A 17,862-nucleotide genomic window follows, 5' to 3' on the forward strand; every position below is an offset into this window, starting at 1 on the left:
TTCCACTATGAGTGCTCTTTCAAAGGAATGGTGCGCGGCCGCTCCAGCCAGGCGCCCTCGCCGTCGGGAACGATTTCGACCACATCGACCTGGGAGGCGCTGATGGCGACGATGCGACCGTCGTTGCGCCCCAGGTAGTCGCCGACCTTCAGCCGGTGCACCCCGCCCGCCCCGCGCAGCAGCGCGAAGGCGCCGGAGGCGTTGGAAATCGTGCCGACCATCTCGAACTGCTCGATGTTGAAACCTTCGAGGTACTGCTTGACCCGGTTGGGGTCGGGCCGAACATTGCGCGAGCCGTGCCGCTGCCCCGCCAGGTCGACCCGCACCTGGCGGGAGAACGGGCTGCGCAGGTTCGCTGCGCTGTAGGTGAAGGTCGGATAGGCATGGAAGACCGGCGTGGGCTCGATCTTGCCGGGCGGGCGCTGGCGGATCTCGTTCATGTACGCGTCGAGGTCGCTGAAGTCGCCGCCCCCGCAGCCACCCAGCCCCAGCGCCAGGGCAAGCGCAATGAAACACCGGATCGGGCTCATGGCGTCGGCCCCTTGTCTTGCGGCTGTCCTTTGTCGTTGTAGCGGTAGGTCTTGGCCAGGATGCTCATGCGCAGCTTCGAGCCGCCTTCGGGGTTGGCCGGCGCGAGTTCGAAATCGTGCAAGGTGACGATCCGGGGCAACCCGGCCACGCCGCTGACGAAGGTCGCCAGGTCGTGATAGCCGCCGGTGACGGTGATCTGGATCGGCAGCTCGATGTAGAACTGCTGGACCACCTCCGGCAGCAGCTTGATCTCTTCGAACTCGAGCCCGCTGCCGAGCCCCGTCCGGGTGATGTCCTCCAGCAGGCCCGGCACCTCGGTGTCGCTGGGCAACTGACGCAGCAGCACGCCGAACGAGTTTTCCATCTCCTTCATCTGCCGGGTGTAGAGCTCGAGGTTGGCCGCCATGTGCGCCTTGGTCGCGAACTGCTCCTTGAGCGTGGCCTCTTCCTCGCGCTTGAGCTCGAGCTGGTTCTCCAGATCGCTGATGAAGAAGTTGTAGCCAAGCGCCAGCACCAGCACCATCAGCAACGCGCCGGCCAGACCCTTCACCGCGGTCGGCCAGGAGCCGATGTTGCCGGTGTCCAGGTCGTTGAAGTCAATGCTGCGCAGGCTGCCCAGCCATTCGGATGGCTTCATTGGACGTCCTCCGCCAGCTTGGGCCGGGTCTGGCGAACGGTCAGCTGAAAGGTGTTGGCCTGATCCAGCTGCCCGGCGGTGGTCGCCTTCACTTCGTTGAGGACCGGCGCATCGAACCAGTCGGAGGCGTCGAGGTTGCGCATCAGGTCGGAGACGCGGTTGTTCGACTCCGCCGCACCGCTGATCGACAAGGTCTTGCCGACCATCTTCACGTCGGTGAAGTACACCCCGTCAGGCAGGGTGCGGGCGAGCTGGTCGAAGATCCGCCCGCTGACCTGCCGGTTGCCCTGCAGATCCTGGATGATGCGCATGCGCTCCACCAGTTGCTGGCGACGGGCCTTGAGTTCGCTGATCTGTTTGATCCGCTCGTCGACCGAGGCGATCTGCTTGCCGATGTAGTCGTTGCGCGACGTTTGCCGCTCGATGGCCGCGCCGATGATCTGGTCGGCGATCAGCACCGCGCCCACCGACCCCACCAGCACGCCGGTCAACGCCAGCAGGAAACGCTTGCGCCGCTCTTCGCGGCGCTCCTCGCGCCAGGGCAGAAGGTTGATCCGCGCCATCAGTCGAAACTCCTGAGCGCCAGCCCGCAGGCGATCATCAGGGCCGGCGCATCGCTGGCCAGCGCCCCGGCGTTGACCTTGCCGCTCAACGCCATGTCGGAAAACGGGTTGGCGACCTGGGTCGGCGTGCCCAGGCGCTGTTCGATCAGGCTGTCGAGCCCCGGCACCGATGCCGTGCCCCCGGCCAGCAGGATATGGTCGACCGCATTGTACTGGCCGGACGCGAAGAAGAACTGCAGCGAACGCGACACCTGCTGCACCAGCGCCTCGCGGAACGGCTGGAGCACTTCGCCGACATAGTCGTCCGGCAGGCCGCCCTGTTTCTTCGCCAGCCCCGCCTGCTCGAAGGTCAGGCCATAGCGGCGCTGGATCTCCTCGGTGAGCTGGCGCCCGCCGAACAGTTGCTCGCGGGTGTAGATGATCCGGCCGTTGTGCAGGACGCTCAGGGTGGTCATGGTCGCACCGATGTCGACCACGGCGACCGTCAGGCGCTCCTGGGATTGCGCCAGCTGGGTCGCGAGCAGGCCGAACGAGCGCTCCAGGGCATAGGCCTCGACATCCACCACCCGCGCCGTGAGTCCCGCCAGGGCCAGGGCCGCTTCGCGGACTTCGACGTTCTCCTTGCGGCAGGCCGCCAGCAGCACGTTGACCCGCTCGGCATTGCGCGGCGACACGCCCTGCACTTCGAAATCGATGGCGACTTCGTCCAGCGGATAGGGAATGTACTGGTCGGCCTCGATCCGGAGCTGGTTCTCCATCTCGTCGTCGGACAGGCCGGCATCCATCTCGATGACCTTGGTGATCACCGCCGATCCGGCCACCGCCACCGCCACGCCCTTGAGCCCCGTGCGCGCCTTGGCCAGCACCCTGGACAGGGCATGGCCGACGCCTTCGAGTTCGGCGATGTTCTTTTCGACCACGGCGTTCGCCGGCAACGGCTCCACCGCGTAGGCCTCGACCCGGTAGCGCTCGCCCTGGCGGCTCAGCTCCAGCAGCTTCACCGACGTGGAGCTGATGTCGATCCCCAGCAGCGTGTTGGTCTTTTTGTTGAAGAGTCCTGGCACTGCCCAATCCCTATGACTATCCGTGACTTACGGACTCCGTTATGCGCCTTGCGTTCCCTCGCCCCGTCTTGACAGAAGCGCAAATGACGCCCCCAGCGGAAAAGTGCTTATAATGCCCAGCGATTTTTTCCGCTTTTACCGCCAGCGCGGGCCCTTCGTGCATGTCGCCGCAAGCCCGTCGCCAATTTCATTCTTTGCCCTGGATGTCCAAGAGCCTTGATTCGTCTGCTGAAATTTTTCGGTTGGTCCATCGTCGCCGTTTTCTGCGGACTGCTTTTAGGTCTCAGCGGCGCGTTCCTTTACCTTAGTCCGGGTTTGCCATCTGTGGAGGCGCTGAGAAGCATTCAGTTGCAGATTCCGCTCCGGGTGTACAGCAGCGACAACAAGTTGATCGCAGAATTTGGCGAAATGCGCCGCACGCCGATCCGTTTCGCCGACATTCCCCCCAATTTCATCAATGCGTTACTAAGTGCTGAAGACGACAACTTCGCCAACCACTACGGCGTCGATCCGAGCAGCCTGATGCGCGCCGCGACCCAACTGCTCAAGAGCGGCCACATCCAGTCCGGCGGCAGCACCATCACCATGCAGGTGGCGAAGAACTTCTTCCTGACCAGCGAACGCAGCTTCTCGCGCAAGACCACCGAAATCCTCCTGGCCCTGCAGATCGAACGGCAGCTGACCAAGGACGAGATCCTTGAGCTGTACGTGAACAAGATCTATCTGGGCAACCGCGCCTACGGCATCGAGGCCGCGGCGCAGGTGTACTACGGCAAGTCGATCCGCGAGGTCAGCCTGGCGCAGATGGCGATGATCGCCGGCCTGCCCAAGGCCCCGTCGCGCTTCAACCCGCTGGCCAACCCGGCGCGCAGCAAGGAGCGCCGCGACTGGATCCTGGGGCGCATGTACAAGCTGGGCAAGATCACCGAGGCGGACTACACCGCCGCCGTCAACGAGCCGCTGAACGCCAGCTACCACGTGCCGACCCCGGAAGTGAACGCCCCGTACATCGCCGAAATGGCCCGGGCGGAAATGGTCGGTCGCTACGGCAGCGACGCTTACACCGAAGGCTTCCGCGTCACCACCACGGTGCCGAGCAACCTGCAGGAAATGGCCAACAACGCCTTGCATGAAGGCCTGATGACCTACGACCAGCGCCACGGCTACCGCGGCCCCGAATCGCGCCTGCCCGGCAAGACCCGCGAGGCCTGGGCCAACGAGCTGACCAAGCAGCGCACCATCAGCAGCCTGGAGCCGGCCATCGTCACCCAGGTCGACAAGAACGGCCTGCAGGTGCTCACCCGCACCGGCGAAGAACACGTCGCCTGGGACACCATGAAGTGGGCCCGGCCGTTCCTCAACACCAACAGCATGGGCGCCGCCCCGCGCCAGCCATCGGACGTGGCGCAGGTGGGCGACCTGGTGCGCGTGCAGCGCCAGGCGAACAACTCGCTCAAGTTCAGCCAGATTCCTCAGGCCCAGGGCGCGCTGGTGTCGCTGGATCCGCAGAACGGCGCGATCCGCTCGCTGGTCGGCGGCTTCGCCTTCGAGCAGAGCAATTACAACCGCGCCATGCAGGCCAAGCGCCAGCCGGGTTCGAGTTTCAAGCCGTTCGTCTACAGCGCCGCGCTGGACAATGGCTACACCGCCGCCAGCCTGGTCAACGACGCGCCGATCGTGTTCGTCGACGAATACCTGGACAAGGTCTGGCGTCCGAAGAACGACACCAACACCTTCCTCGGCCCGATCCGCCTGCGCGAAGCGCTGTACAAGTCGCGTAACCTGGTGTCGATCCGCCTGCTGCAGGCGATGGGCGTCGGCAAGACCATCGACTACATCACCCGCTTCGGCTTCAACAAGCAGGACCTGCCACCGAACCTGTCCCTGGCGCTGGGCACCGCGACCCTGACCCCGATGGAGATCGCCACCGGCTGGAGCACCTTCGCCAACGGCGGCTACAAGGTCACGCCGTACATCATCGACAGGATCGAAAGCCGCAACGGCGACACCCTGTTCGTCGCCAACCCGCCGACGGTGCCCCAGGGCACGGCGGCGACCGACGGCATCGCCGCCCCGGCCACTCCAGCGTTCACCGTCAACGCGACACCGGGCGAAGCCCCCGGCAGCACCGTGGCCCCGCAGACGCCGGCGGTGGCCGAGCGGATCGTCGACGGCCGCACCACCTACATCCTCAACAGCATGCTGCAGGACGTGATCAAGCTCGGCACCGGCCGCCGTGCGCTGGCCATGGGCCGCAGCGACATCGCCGGCAAGACCGGCACCACCAACGAATCGAAGGACGCCTGGTTCTCCGGCTACAACGCCGATTACGTGACCACGGTCTGGACCGGTTTCGACCAACCAGAAAGCCTCGGCCGCCGGGAGTTCGGCGGCACCGTGGCGCTGCCGATCTGGATGAACTACATGTCCGCCGCCCTCAAGGACAAGCCGCCGCATGTCCAGGCGGAGCCGGAAGGCATCCTCAGTCTGCGGGTGGATCCGGTCAGCGGCCGCGCCGCCTCGCCGAGCACGCCGGGCGCGTACTTCGAGCTGTTCAAGGCCGAAGACACACCGCCGTCGGTCAACGAGATCGGCAATGGCGCCGTGCCGGGCAGTCCGCTGCCGGCGGACGAACAGGCGCCGATCGATCTGTTCTGATCGCAGCCCCAAAAGAGCCCCGCCTTCGCGAGAAGTGCGGGGCTTTTTTTATACCTGTCGGATTTGCAGTGAATGAACTGGTCTCATCGCCAGCAAGCTGGTTCCCACAGAGTGGGTACAGTGCAAAAAACGGTGGGAGCCAGCCTGCTGGCGATGGGGCCGGTGAAGCCGGTACAAGAACCCTCAGGCACAAAAAAGCCCCGACTCTCACGAGCCGGGGCTTCGATTGAAGCGCTACAACGGCTTAGCCGTTGAACACGTCATCCACGCTTTTCAGCGGGTAGTTCTTCGGATACGGCAGGGTCGCCACACCGGTCTCGATGGCGGCCTTGGCCACCGCGTCGGAAACGACGGTGATCAGGCGGGCGTCCATCGGCTTCGGAATGATGTACTCACGGCCGAACTCCAGCGCGTCGACGCCGTAGGCGGCGCAGACTTCCTTCGGCACCGGCAGCTTGGCCAGGTCCTTCAGGGCGTTGGCGGCGGCGATCTTCATTTCTTCGTTGATGCGCTTGGCGCGAACGTCCAGGGCACCGCGGAAGATGAACGGGAAGCCCAGCACGTTGTTGACCTGGTTCGGGTAGTCCGAACGGCCGGTGGCCATGATCACGTCGTTGCGGGTGGCGTGGGCCAGTTCCGGGGCGATTTCCGGATCCGGGTTGGAGCAGGCGAACACGATCGGGTTGGCCGCCATGCGCTTGAGCTGCTCGGCAGTCAGCAGGTTCGGGCCGGACAGGCCGACGAACACGTCCGCGCCTTCGATGGCGTCGTCCAGGGTGCGCTTGTCGGTGGCGTGGGCGAACACGGCCTTGTACTGGTTCAGGTCGTCACGGCCGGCGTGGATCACACCGGTGCGGTCGATCATGTAGATGTTCTCGACCTTGGCGCCCATGCTCACCAGCAGCTTCATGCAGGAGATGGCGGCGGCGCCGGCGCCCAGGCAGACGATCTTGGCGTCGGCCAGGGTCTTGCCGGCGATTTCCAGGGCGTTGATCATGCCGGCGGCGGTCACGATGGCGGTGCCGTGCTGGTCATCGTGGAACACCGGGATGTCGCACTGTTCGATCAGGGCGCGTTCGATCTCGAAGCACTCGGGTGCCTTGATGTCTTCCAGGTTGATGCCGCCGAAGGTGATGGAGATGCGCTTGACGGTGTCGATGAAGGCTTGCGGGCTTTCCGAGTCGACTTCGATGTCGAACACGTCGATGCCGGCGAAGCGCTTGAACAGCACGCCCTTGCCTTCCATCACAGGCTTGGAGGCCAGCGGGCCGAGGTTGCCCAGGCCGAGAATCGCGGTGCCATCGGAAATGACTGCAACCAGGTTGCCCTTGCCGGTGTACTTGTAGGCCAGTTCAGGATCGCGGGCGATCTCGCGTACCGGCTCGGCTACGCCGGGGCTGTAGGCCAGCGACAGGTCGCGGGCGGTGGCGGTGGCCTTGGTGAGCTCGACACTCAGCTTCCCTGGACGAGGATTGGCGTGATATTCGAGAGCGGCAGTTTTCAGATCAGACATTTTGGCATTCCGCTTTTTACTGTTGGACAGACTGGTCAGCGAGGATACGCGCCTCGCAAAGTCCTCACAAGACTGGCCGGTCACCCCTGTCAAGCGCGCTGTCCTACGACTTTGGGCCAAGAGCCACGGCCCGCAAGGGCTGGACTGTTCACAATCACCGGCAAAAATGTCTACAATTTTTTTCAGCGGGAAGGCTGCAGCATGGCCGGATCCGTCAACGGCAGCAGCCAGCGCGGCTGCCCCGGCGACGATCCGCCGCGCCGCGAGCGGTCGACCACCCAGCCACGGGCCTCGATCTGCCTGCCTTCCAGCCGTTGCAGCGCCGCGCCGTCGAAACGGTCTAGCAGATTGGGCGCAACGCGCAGTACAAGCGCGTCCTGTATTTCGATCAAGATTGCGCCCCGATTGCGTCGGACCGTGCTCACACGCCCGCTGACCACGGCAAAGCCCGAGCGGGCGATCTGCTCCGCTTTCAGTACAGGCGAGCGCTTCCACACGCCGCGCCCGGCCCGTCGCGCCTGGCGTTCGGCGGCCTGCTGGCAGGCGACGAAATCCACGTTCGGCGCCACCGCCACCTGATACCCGAGGCCGTCAGCGAGCATTTGCGCTTCGAGATTGACGCCGCCGCGGCTGAAAACGTGCGCCAGCGTCCGGCCGTAACGGTCCTTGGACTCCTTGCCGGGCAGCAGGCCGACGCGCCCGCCGCTGTCGGCCACCAGCGACGCCAGGCGCTGGCGCGCCGCCTCGGCGAACGGCTCGTCGCGGCGGCCCTGCTTGCCCAGTTCCGGGGTGTTGAGCCCGATCATCCGCACGCTGCGCCCGTCGCTCAAGCGCAGGGTGTCGCCGTCCACCACGCGCTGCACCGCGACATCAGCCAATCCGCCGGGCGCCGGGCAGAACGCCTGGGCGCCCGGCAGCCAAATCGCGGACACAAAAAAGGCGCCCGCAAGGGACGCCTTTTTCATCAGACCGGAAAAGCCTTGAAGGTTTTCCAGAATGAGCGGCCTTAGGCCTTTTTCGCGCCGAAAGCACCGAAACGGTCGGCGAACTTCTGAACGCGACCACCGGTGTCCAGAGTCTTCTGCTTACCGGTGTAGAACGGGTGGCACTCGTTGCAAACGTCGATCGGCAGAGCTTTGCCGTGAGTCGAACGGGTGACGAACTTGTTACCGCAGCTGCAGGTAACATCGATTTCAACGTAGTTTGGATGAATATCGGCTTTCATGGTGCTTTCCTCAGCTAGCGTGCCGCCACCCAACACGATTGTTGAATACCGCACGGAATTAGGGCGCGGATTCTACCAGACCTTGCCGATCACGCAAGCTGTCCCTTGAACCGACCGTCTGCTAGGCTCCCGCCCCATAGGCGACGCCCCACAGGTCATGTGCGCGACCGCTCCTTTCATCAGTCTGCCGATCGAGACCCCGCGTGCCCGACGCCATCTTGCGCCTCGCCTTGCCCTCCCCCCTGCGCCGCCTGTTCGACTACCGCGCTCCGGCCGGCGTGCCGCGCGACCGTCTGCAGCCGGGCATGCGCCTGCGGGTGCCGTTCGGCCGGCGGGAAATGATCGGGATCCTGGTGGAGGTCTGCGACACCAGCGACGTGCCGGCGGACAAGCTCAAGCCCGCGCTGGCCCTGCTCGACGCCAGCGCACCGCTGCCGCCGGCCCTGTTCAAGCTGTGCCTGTGGACGGCCCAGTACTATCAGCACAGCCTCGGCGACACCCTGAACTGGGCGCTGCCGGTGCTGCTGCGCCAGGGCGAGCCCGCCGAGGCCCGCCAGGAACGCTTCTGGTCGGCGGCCCCAGGCGCCAGCCTCGACGACCCGCGCATCGCCCGCGCCCCGCGCCAGCGGGAGGCCCTGGCCACACTGGCCCAGCATCCGCACGGCGTCGCCCACGGGCTGCTGGGCAAACTGATGCTGAACAAGGACAGCCTCGACCTGTTGCTGGCCAAGGACCTGGTGCAGGTGGAGGTGCGCCGCCATGCGCCGGGCGTGCGCCACGAGCATTGGCTGGCGCAGCCGGAGCTGCCGCTCAACGCCGAACAGCGCGCAGCCTATGAGGCGATCCGCGCCGGCTTCGACAGTTATCACGCGTTCCTGCTGGCCGGCGTCACCGGCAGCGGCAAGACCGAAGTCTACCTGCAGCTGATCCGCGAAACCCTCGAAGCCGGCAAGCAGGCCCTGGTGCTGATCCCCGAGATCAACCTCGGTCCGCAGACCCTGACGCGCTTCGAGCAGCGCTTCAACGCGCGCATCGCCCTGCTCCATTCGGCGGTCAACGACCGTGACCGCCTCGACGCCTGGCTCGCCGCCCGGGACGGCGAGGCCGACATCATCATCGGCACCCGTTCGGCGCTGTTCACCCCAATGAAGAACCCGGGGCTGATCATCATCGACGAAGAGCACGACGGCTCCTATAAACAGCAGGAAGGCCTGCGCTACCACGCCCGGGACCTGGCGCTGGTGCGCGCACGGCAGGAGAACATCCCGATCGTCCTCGGCTCCGCGACGCCTTCGCTGGAAAGCCTGCACAACGCCTACACCGGCCGCTACGGCCTGCTGCGCCTGAACGAGCGCGCCGGCGGCGCCAAGCAACCGCGCTTCCTGCGCCTGGACGTGAAGAGCCGGCCGCTGGACAGCGGCATCAGCGGCCCGATGCAGCAAGCCATCGGCCAGACCCTCGCCGCCGGCCAGCAGGTACTGGTGTTCCTCAACCGCCGGGGCTTCGCGCCGACCCTGCTGTGCCACGACTGCGGCTGGATGTCCGAATGCCAGCGCTGCGATGCGCGGATGACCGTGCACCAGCGCTACGGCGAACTGCGCTGCCACCATTGCGGCCATGTCGAGCGCGTGCCGCGCCAGTGCCCCAAGTGCGAGCGGGTCGACCTGCGGCCGGTGGGCGCCGGCACCGAACGGGCCGAGGAGCGGCTGGCGATCCTGTTCCCGGACTACCCGGTGCTGCGGGTCGACCGCGACAGCACCTCGCGCAAGGACGCGATGAACCAGCTGTTCGCCACCATCCAGAAAGGCCAGCCGTGCATTCTGGTCGGCACCCAGATGCTGGCCAAGGGGCACCACTTTCCCCGGGTCACGCTGGTGTCGATCCTCGACGCCGACGGCGGCCTGTTCTCCGGCGACTTTCGCGCAAGCGAAAGGATGGCGCAGCTCATCGTGCAGGTGGCCGGCCGCGCCGGACGGGCGGAGGAGCCGGGCAAGGTAATCATCCAGACCCACCTCGCCGACCATCCTTTATTGGTGCAACTGACCGAACAGGGCTACTTCGCCTTCGCCGAGCAGGCCTTGAGCGAGCGCCGCGCCGCCGGCCTGCCGCCGTTCGCCCACCTGGCGCTGCTGCGCGCCGAGGCGCACAAGCCGGGCCAGGCCGAAGCTTTTCTCGACGAAGCGTGCAGCGCAGCCGAACGCATGCTGGCCGAGCAGAACCTCGGCGGCATCGAACTGCTGGGCCCGGTGCCGGCACCGATGGAGCGCCGGGCCGGGCGCTATCGGGCTCAATTGCTGCTGCAGGCGACGGCGCGGGCTCCGTTGCACCGGCTGCTGGCCGGTTGGCTGCTGGCCCTTGAGCAGATGCCGAGCGGGCGGGCGGTGCGCTGGTCGCTGGATGTCGATCCGGTGGACCTGTACTGACGGACGGATCGCCATCGCCGGCCGGCCCTCTGCCACAAGGAATCGCGGCGCAATTGTCGCCGCACATCCACATCCGGCCTGCTAAGGTTGGCAAGCCCGTCTTCGCAACGGATAATGCCCAGTTTTTCCACCCGCGCACCGATGCGCCGCCGCGCCAGCGGTCGAAAGAGACGACCATGAAAGACACCATTCGCCAGCTGATCCAGCAAGCCCTCACCCAACTCGTCAACGAAGGTGTGTTGCCTGAAGGCCTGTCGCCGGCGATCCAGGTGGAAAACGCCCGCGACAAGACCCACGGCGACTTCGCCAGCAACATCGCGATGATGCTGGCCAAGCCTGCGGGCATGAAGCCGCGCGACCTGGCGGAAAAGCTCATCGCCGCCCTGCCGGCCGACGAGAACGTCACCAAGGCCGAGATCGCGGGCCCCGGCTTCATCAACTTCTTCCAGAACACCCAGGCCCTGGCCAACCGCCTTGACGCCGCCCTGGCCGACGCCCGTGTGGGCGTGCGCAAGGCCGGTCCTGCGCAGCGCACCGTGGTCGACCTGTCGGCGCCGAACCTGGCCAAGGAAATGCACGTCGGCCACCTGCGCTCGACCATCATCGGCGACGGCGTGGCCCGCGTCCTCGAGTTCCTCGGCGACGACGTGATCCGCCAGAACCACGTCGGCGACTGGGGCACCCAGTTCGGCATGCTGATGGCCTACCTGCAGGAAAACCCGATCACCAGCGACGAGCTGTCGGACCTGGAGAACTTCTACCGCGCCGCCAAGCAGCGCTTCGACGAGTCCGCCGAGTTCGCCGACCGCGCCCGCGGCCTGGTGGTCAAGCTGCAGGCCGGCGACGCCGAGTGCCTGGCGCTGTGGACCCGGTTCAAGGACATCTCGCTGTCGCACTGCCAGAAGATCTACGAGCTGCTCAACGTCAAGCTGACCATGGCCGACGTGATGGGCGAAAGCGCCTACAACGACGACCTGATCAACGTGGTCAACGACCTCAAGGCCGCCGGCATGCTGGTGGAGAGCAACGGCGCCCAGTGCGTGTTCCTCGACGAATTCAAGAACGCCGACGGCGACCCGCTGCCGGTGATCATCGTCAAGGCCGACGGCGGCTACCTGTACGCCACCACGGACCTTGCGGCCGTGCGCTACCGCAGCGGCAAGCTCAACGCCGACCGCGCGCTGTACTTCGTCGACCAGCGTCAGGCCCTGCACTTCCAGCAAGTGTTCGCCGTGGCGCGCAAGGCCGGTTTCGTGACCCATCCGATGGAGATGGAGCACATGGGCTTCGGCACCATGAACGGCGCCGACGGCCGTCCGTTCAAGACCCGCGACGGCGGCACCGTGAAGCTGATCGACCTGCTGACCGAGGCCCGCGAGCGCGCCTATAGCCTGGTCAAGGAAAAGAACCCGACGCTGGCCGAGGACGAACTGCGCAACATCGCCCGGGTGGTGGGCATCGGCGCCGTGAAATACGCCGACCTGTCCAAGCACCGCACCAGCGACTACAGCTTCAACTTCGACCTGATGCTCAACTTCGAAGGCAACACCGCGCCGTACCTGCTGTACGCCTACACCCGCGTGGCCGGCGTGTTCCGCAAGCTGGGCAAGGACTTCAGCGAAGTCGACGGCCAGATCGTCCTCGAAGCGGCGCACGAGCTGGAACTGGCGGCCAAGCTTGCGCAGTTCGGCGAAGTGCTGAACAACGTGGCCGAGAAAGGCACGCCGCACGTGCTGTGCACCTACCTGTACGACGTCGCCGGCCTGTTCTCCAGCTTCTACGAGAACTGCCCGATCCTCGCCGCCGACACCCCGGCGCAGATGCAAAGCCGCCTGCGCCTGGCCGCGCTGACCGGCCGTACCCTCAAGCAAGGCCTGGAACTGCTGGGCCTGGAAACCCTGGAGCGCATGTAAGTTGGCTGCCAAGAAAAAACCCGCCCCCAAGCGCGGCGCCAGCCGCTACCAGGCCCCGGCCAAGCAACCGATTCCGGGCTGGCTGTGGATGGCCATCGGCCTGACGGTCGGTGCGTTCATCGTGTTCCTGATGAAACTGGAGCCGGGCAAGGGCAGCGACACGGTCAAGCGCGAGAAGGTCGAGCAGCAGCAACAGCAGAAGGCCACCAAGATCGCCGAGGCCAACAAGACGCCTCCGAGCCCGACGCAACCGGTGAAGCCGAAGTACGACTTCTACACCCTGCTGCCGGAATCGGAAGTGATCGTGCCGCCGGACGCCGTGCCGGAGAAAACCTTGCCGACGCCGCAGGTGCCGGCGATCCCGACCACCCCGGTGACCCCGGCGGAAGCGGCGAAGATCGACACCGCGCGGGCCCAGGCGGCGCTGGCCGGCATCACGCCGCCGCCGGCCCCGCCGGTGGCGAAGGCGGCGCCGGTGACCAAGTTCTTCCTCCAGGCCGGTTCGTTCCGCAAGGAAGCCGACGCCGACAAGGTGCGGGCGCAGATCATCCTGCTGGGCCAGGCGGTGTCGGTGGAGTCCGGCACGGTGAAGGACGAGACCTGGTACCGCGTGCTGGTCGGCCCGTTCAGCAACCGTGAGCAACTGACCACCGCACAGAAGCAGCTGGCGGGCAGCGGCTTCAGCAACTTGCTGTTACAACAACGCCAGAGCCGCTGACCCGGCACGTTGCGGCAAGGGCGCTGGCTCCCGACGGGGCGCCAAGCGCCCCCGAACCCTGCGGATCCTGCGCTTCAGACAGGCCAGGATCCCAGGACTTGCGGCGGGAGGGAGCGAACGCCCTCGCCACAGCCGCGCCCTCCGCTCGTCCCCTCGCCACCCCCGCAGTTGAAATACCGTCCTCCACCCCCATATGGGTGTGCATAAGGCATTTTCGCCCCGCTGCGTGGAGACTCTTCCCTTGACCACCATCGTTTCAGTCCGCCGCCACGGCAAAGTCGTCATGGGCGGCGACGGCCAGGTTTCCCTCGGCAACACCGTGATGAAAGGCAACGCGAAGAAGGTTCGCCGCCTGTACCACGGCCAGGTCATCGCCGGTTTCGCCGGCGCCACCGCCGACGCCTTCACCCTGTTCGAACGCTTCGAAGGCCAGCTCGAAAAACATCAGGGCCACCTGATCCGCGCCGCCGTCGAACTCGCCAAGGAATGGCGCACCGACCGTTCACTGAGCCGCCTCGAAGCGATGCTCGCGGTCGCCAACAAGGACGCCTCGCTGATCATCACCGGCAACGGCGACGTGGTCGAACCCGAAGACGGCCTGATCGCCATGGGTTCCGGCGGCGCCTACGCCCAGGCCGCCGCCAGCGCCCTGCTGAAGAAAACCGACCTGTCGGCCCGCGAAATTGTCGAGACCGCCCTCGGCATCGCCGGCGACATCTGCGTCTTCACCAACCACACCCAGACCATTGAGGAGCAGGATCTCGCTGAATGAGCCTGCCGCGCCCTGCGCCACAGCTCGTTTCTGCTTGAGGACCGTCAATCACCATGTCCATGACTCCCCGCGAAATCGTCCACGAACTCAACCGCCACATCATCGGCCAGGACGATGCCAAGCGCGCCGTCGCGATTGCCCTGCGCAACCGCTGGCGCCGCATGCAGCTGCCTGAAGAGCTGCGCGTTGAAGTGACCCCCAAGAACATCCTGATGATCGGCCCGACCGGCGTCGGCAAGACCGAGATCGCCCGTCGCCTGGCCAAGCTGGCCAACGCGCCGTTCATCAAGGTCGAAGCGACCAAGTTCACCGAGGTCGGCTATGTCGGCCGCGACGTCGAATCGATCATCCGTGACCTGGCCGACGCCGCGATCAAGCTGCTGCGCGAGCAGGAGATGACCCGCGTGCGCCACCGCGCCGAAGACGCCGCCGAAGAGCGCATCCTCGACGCCCTGCTGCCGCCGGCGCGCATGGGCTTCAACAGCGACGACGCGCCGACCCCGGACTCCAACACCCGCCAGCTGTTCCGCAAGCGCCTGCGCGAAGGCCAGCTGGACGACAAGGAAATCGAGATCGAAGTGGCCGAAGCCATGGGCGTCGACATTTCCGCGCCGCCGGGCATGGAAGAGATGACCAACCAGCTGCAGAACCTGTTCGCCAACATGGGCAAGGGCAAGAAGAAGGCCCGCAAGCTCAAGGTCAAAGAAGCGCTGAAGCTGGTGCGCGACGAAGAGGCCGGGCGCCTGGTCAACGAAGAGGAACTCAAGGCCAAGGCCCTGGAGGCGGTCGAGCAGCACGGCATCGTGTTCATCGACGAGATCGACAAGGTGGCCAAGCGCGGCAACGTCGGCGGCGCCGACGTGTCCCGCGAAGGCGTGCAGCGCGACCTGCTGCCGCTGATCGAAGGCTGCACCGTCAACACCAAGCTGGGCATGGTCAAGACCGACCACATCCTGTTCATCGCCTCCGGCGCGTTCCACCTGAGCAAGCCGAGCGACCTGGTGCCGGAGCTGCAAGGCCGCCTGCCGATCCGCGTCGAGCTCAAGGCCCTGAGCCCGGAAGACTTCGAGCGCATCCTCAGCGAACCGCACGCCTCGCTCACCGAGCAGTACTGCGCGCTGCTCAAGACCGAAGGCCTGAACATCCAGTTCCAGCCCGAAGGCATCAAGCGTCTGGCGGAGATCGCCTGGCAGGTCAACGAGAAGACCGAGAACATCGGTGCCCGTCGCCTGCACACGCTGCTCGAGCGCCTGCTCGAAGAGGTGTCGTTCAGCGCCGGCGACCTGGCCAGCGCCCACGACGAGAAGCCGATCCTGATCGACGCCGACTACGTCAACAGCCACCTGGGCGAATTGGCGCAGAACGAAGACCTGTCCCGTTATATCCTGTAAGCCCCCCTTACAGATGTAGCGGAACGGTGGAAGCGAGCCTGCCCGCGATGGCGGCGGTTCAGACAACCTCTGGGTTGAATGTGCCGCCCCACCGCGAGCAGGCTCGCTCCCACAAGGTTCCGCACCAGACGGATACCCGGTCATGCTGCCCACCGACATCAAACTGCACAAAGCCTCCAAGACCCTGACGCTCGCCTACGCGTCCGGCGAATCGTTCACCCTGCCCGCAGAGTTCCTGCGCGTGCACTCCCCCTCCGCCGAGGTCCAGGGCCACGGCAAACCGATCCTGCAGTACGGCAAGCTCCACGTCGGCCTGACCAAGGTGGAACCGGCCGGTCAGTACGCACTGAAACTGACCTTCGACGACGGCCACGACAGCGGACTGTTCACCTGGGAATACCTGTACGAACTGGGGCGACGTTATGACGCACTCTGGGCCGATTACCTGGACGAACTCAAAGCCGCCGGCAAATCCCGCGACCCGGACGAGTCCGTCGTCAAGCTGATGCTCTAGCCCGTGCCTCGGGCGGTTTAGAGGGCATTTTCTAAATTCATCTGTTTGAATGCTCCGCTTGTGCGGCCGAGGACTGGCCCGCTTGCGAAAAAAACCAATCTCGGGTAACCAATGGAACTGGCAAGTTCCCTGCAGTGTTCCGTGCACTGCAGATCTGCCCTGCAGAATCAACGGTCACCCGAGCGGCAGTACCTGGCACCGGCTGTAAGACTGCACAGTGAGGACCGGGTACTCGTCTCAGGACAATGGAGCGTCGTAGATGAGTAACAAGAACAACGATGACCTGAAGTACCAAGCCTCGGAAAACACCTTGGGGCTCAATCCCGTCGTCGGGCTGCGCGGAAAGGATCTGCTGGCCTCCGCCCGCATGGTGCTGACCCAGGCCATCCGGCAACCGATACACAGCGTCAAGCATGTCGCCCATTTCGGCCTTGAACTCAAGAACGTGCTGTTCGGCAAATCCGAACTGCAGCCTGCCGGCGACGACCGTCGCTTCGTCGATCCGGCCTGGAGCCAGAACCCGCTCTACCGCCGTTATCTGCAAACCTACCTGGCGTGGCGCAAGGAACTCCACGACTGGATCGACGACAGCAGCCTCTCGCCCAAGGACATCGCGCGCGGGCACTTCGTGATCAACCTGATGACCGAAGCCATGGCCCCGACCAACAGCGCGGCGAACCCGGCGGCGGTCAAGCGCTTCTTCGAGACCGGCGGCAAGAGCCTGCTCGACGGCCTCTCGCACCTGGCCAAGGACCTGGTGCACAACGGCGGCATGCCGAGCCAAGTCAACATGGGCGCGTTCGAGGTCGGCAAGACGTTGGGCGTGTCCGAAGGCGCGGTGGTGTTTCGCAACGACGTGCTGGAACTGATCCAGTACAAGCCGATCACCGAGCAGGTGTTCGAGCGACCGCTGCTGGTGGTGCCGCCGCAGATCAACAAGTTCTACGTGTTCGACCTGAGCCCGGACAAGAGCCTGGCCAAATTCTGCCTGCGCAGCAACGTGCAGACCTTCATCGTCAGCTGGCGCAACCCGACCAAGGAACAGCGCGAGTGGGGCCTGTCGACCTACATCGAAGCCCTCAAGGAAGCGGTGGACGTGGTCACCGCGATCACCGGCAGCAAAGACGTGAACATGCTCGGCGCCTGCTCCGGCGGCATCACCTGCACCGCCCTGCTGGGCCACTACGCGGCCATCGGCGAGAACAAGGTCAATGCCCTGACCCTGCTGGTCAGCGTGCTCGACACCACCCTGGACACCGACGTCGCCCTGTTCGTCGACGAACAGACGCTGGAGACCGCCAAGCGCCACTCGTACCAGGCCGGCGTGCTGGAAGGCAAGGACATGGCCAAGGTCTTCGCCTGGATGCGCCCCAACGACCTGATCTGGAACTACTGGGTGAACAACTACCTGCTCGGCAACGAGCCGCCGGTGTTCGACATCCTGTTCTGGAACAACGACACCACACGGTTGCCGGCCGCGTTCCACGGCGACCTGATCGAAATGTTCAAAAACAACCCGCTGACCCGCCCCGACGCACTGGAAGTGTGCGGCACGCCGATCGATCTCAAGCAGGTCACCGCCGACATCTTCTCCCTGGCCGGCACCAACGACCACATCACCCCGTGGAAGTCCTGCTACAAGTCGGCGCAGCTGTTCGGCGGCAAGGTCGAGTTCGTGCTGTCGAGCAGCGGCCACATCCAGAGCATCCTGAACCCGCCGGGCAACCCGAAGGCGCGCTACATGACCAACAGCGAAATGGCCGACGACGCCGATGACTGGCAGGAAAACTCGACCAAGCACACCGACTCCTGGTGGCTGCATTGGCAGGCGTGGCAGGCCCAGCGTTCGGGCGAACTGAAGAAGGCCCCGGCGAAGCTGGGCAACAAGGCGTACCCGGCGGGCGAAGCGTCGCCGGGCACTTACGTGCACGAGCGGTAAC

Annotated in this window: 15 protein-coding genes; 8 read left to right on the forward strand and 7 right to left on the reverse strand. The window is 65.5% G+C overall.

The features are described from left to right. Positions 1 to 5: 5 nt before the first annotated feature. Genes CAG31_RS22745 through CAG31_RS22760 form a run of 4 tightly spaced genes read right to left on the reverse strand, consistent with a single transcriptional unit; the run spans position 6 to position 2,795 of the window. Positions 6 to 530: a pilus assembly protein PilP gene (locus tag CAG31_RS22745; RefSeq protein ID WP_085585421.1), complete on the reverse strand. Its 525-nt coding sequence runs from the start codon at positions 528 to 530 to the stop codon at positions 6 to 8. Next, the gene (gene pilO / locus CAG31_RS22750) at positions 527 to 1,168 is read right to left on the reverse strand and encodes a type 4a pilus biogenesis protein PilO (protein WP_085585423.1); all 642 of its coding nucleotides are present in this window, start codon (positions 1,166 to 1,168) and stop codon (positions 527 to 529) included. Before pilO ends, CAG31_RS22745 begins: the two co-directional genes overlap by 4 nt. Beyond that, entirely contained in the window at positions 1,165 to 1,731 is a 567-nt protein-coding gene (locus CAG31_RS22755; RefSeq protein ID WP_085585425.1) for a PilN domain-containing protein, read from the reverse strand. Before CAG31_RS22755 ends, pilO begins: the two co-directional genes overlap by 4 nt. Further along, a complete protein-coding gene (locus CAG31_RS22760) occupies positions 1,731 to 2,795 on the reverse strand; it encodes a pilus assembly protein PilM (protein ID WP_085585427.1) in 1,065 nt (354 codons plus the stop codon). Before CAG31_RS22760 ends, CAG31_RS22755 begins: the two co-directional genes overlap by 1 nt. A gap of 219 nt (positions 2,796 to 3,014) precedes the next feature. Between CAG31_RS22760 and CAG31_RS22765 the strand changes: the two genes are divergently transcribed. Next, positions 3,015 to 5,453, forward strand: coding sequence for a penicillin-binding protein 1A (locus CAG31_RS22765; protein ID WP_371856123.1), 2,439 nt, complete (start codon positions 3,015 to 3,017; stop codon positions 5,451 to 5,453). Between the two features lie 244 nt (positions 5,454 to 5,697). On the opposite strand, the gene CAG31_RS22770 is transcribed toward CAG31_RS22765, so the two are convergent. From CAG31_RS22770 to rpmE, 3 genes are all read right to left on the reverse strand, one after another. Next, positions 5,698 to 6,966, reverse strand: coding sequence for a malic enzyme-like NAD(P)-binding protein (locus tag CAG31_RS22770; RefSeq protein WP_085585431.1), 1,269 nt, complete (start codon positions 6,964 to 6,966; stop codon positions 5,698 to 5,700). Positions 6,967 to 7,148: 182 nt separating this feature from the next. Next, positions 7,149 to 7,931: a thermonuclease family protein gene (locus CAG31_RS22775; protein WP_085585433.1), complete on the reverse strand. Its 783-nt coding sequence runs from the start codon at positions 7,929 to 7,931 to the stop codon at positions 7,149 to 7,151. 41 nt (positions 7,932 to 7,972) lie between these two features. Then, positions 7,973 to 8,191: a 50S ribosomal protein L31 gene (gene rpmE, locus CAG31_RS22780; protein WP_085585435.1), complete on the reverse strand. Its 219-nt coding sequence runs from the start codon at positions 8,189 to 8,191 to the stop codon at positions 7,973 to 7,975. A gap of 203 nt (positions 8,192 to 8,394) precedes the next feature. Between rpmE and CAG31_RS22785 the strand changes: the two genes are divergently transcribed. The 7 genes from CAG31_RS22785 (at position 8,395) to phaC (ending at position 17,861) form a co-directional block, all read left to right on the forward strand. Further along, on the forward strand, positions 8,395 to 10,614 hold the full coding sequence (locus CAG31_RS22785) for a primosomal protein N' (protein WP_085585437.1): 2,220 nt from the start codon (positions 8,395 to 8,397) through the stop codon (positions 10,612 to 10,614). Positions 10,615 to 10,790: 176 nt separating this feature from the next. Further along, complete coding sequence (argS, locus tag CAG31_RS22790) at positions 10,791 to 12,527, forward strand: arginine--tRNA ligase (RefSeq protein WP_085585439.1); 1,737 nt, start codon at positions 10,791 to 10,793, stop codon at positions 12,525 to 12,527. Position 12,528: 1 nt separating this feature from the next. Continuing rightward, positions 12,529 to 13,245, forward strand: a complete 717-nt coding sequence (locus tag CAG31_RS22795) for an SPOR domain-containing protein (protein ID WP_085585441.1) — start codon at positions 12,529 to 12,531, stop codon at positions 13,243 to 13,245. Positions 13,246 to 13,486: 241 nt separating this feature from the next. Beyond that, positions 13,487 to 14,017 (forward strand): ATP-dependent protease subunit HslV, encoded by a 531-nt coding sequence (hslV, locus tag CAG31_RS22800; RefSeq protein WP_007968352.1) that lies wholly within the window; start codon positions 13,487 to 13,489, stop codon positions 14,015 to 14,017. A 53-nt stretch (positions 14,018 to 14,070) separates the two neighbouring features. Next, positions 14,071 to 15,408, forward strand: a complete 1,338-nt coding sequence (gene hslU, locus CAG31_RS22805; RefSeq protein WP_085585443.1) for an HslU--HslV peptidase ATPase subunit — start codon at positions 14,071 to 14,073, stop codon at positions 15,406 to 15,408. Positions 15,409 to 15,550: 142 nt separating this feature from the next. Beyond that, positions 15,551 to 15,922 carry a gamma-butyrobetaine hydroxylase-like domain-containing protein gene (locus tag CAG31_RS22810; protein ID WP_085585445.1) on the forward strand — a complete coding sequence of 124 codons (372 nt, stop codon included), beginning with the start codon at positions 15,551 to 15,553 and terminating at the stop codon, positions 15,920 to 15,922. Between the two features lie 259 nt (positions 15,923 to 16,181). Beyond that, complete coding sequence (gene phaC / locus CAG31_RS22815; RefSeq protein WP_085585447.1) at positions 16,182 to 17,861, forward strand: class II poly(R)-hydroxyalkanoic acid synthase; 1,680 nt, start codon at positions 16,182 to 16,184, stop codon at positions 17,859 to 17,861. Position 17,862: the final 1 nt, after the last annotated feature.

The sequence above is a fragment of the Pseudomonas sp. R25(2017) genome (assembly GCF_002112565.1).
Taxonomy (GTDB): domain Bacteria; phylum Pseudomonadota; class Gammaproteobacteria; order Pseudomonadales; family Pseudomonadaceae; genus Aquipseudomonas; species Aquipseudomonas ekonensis.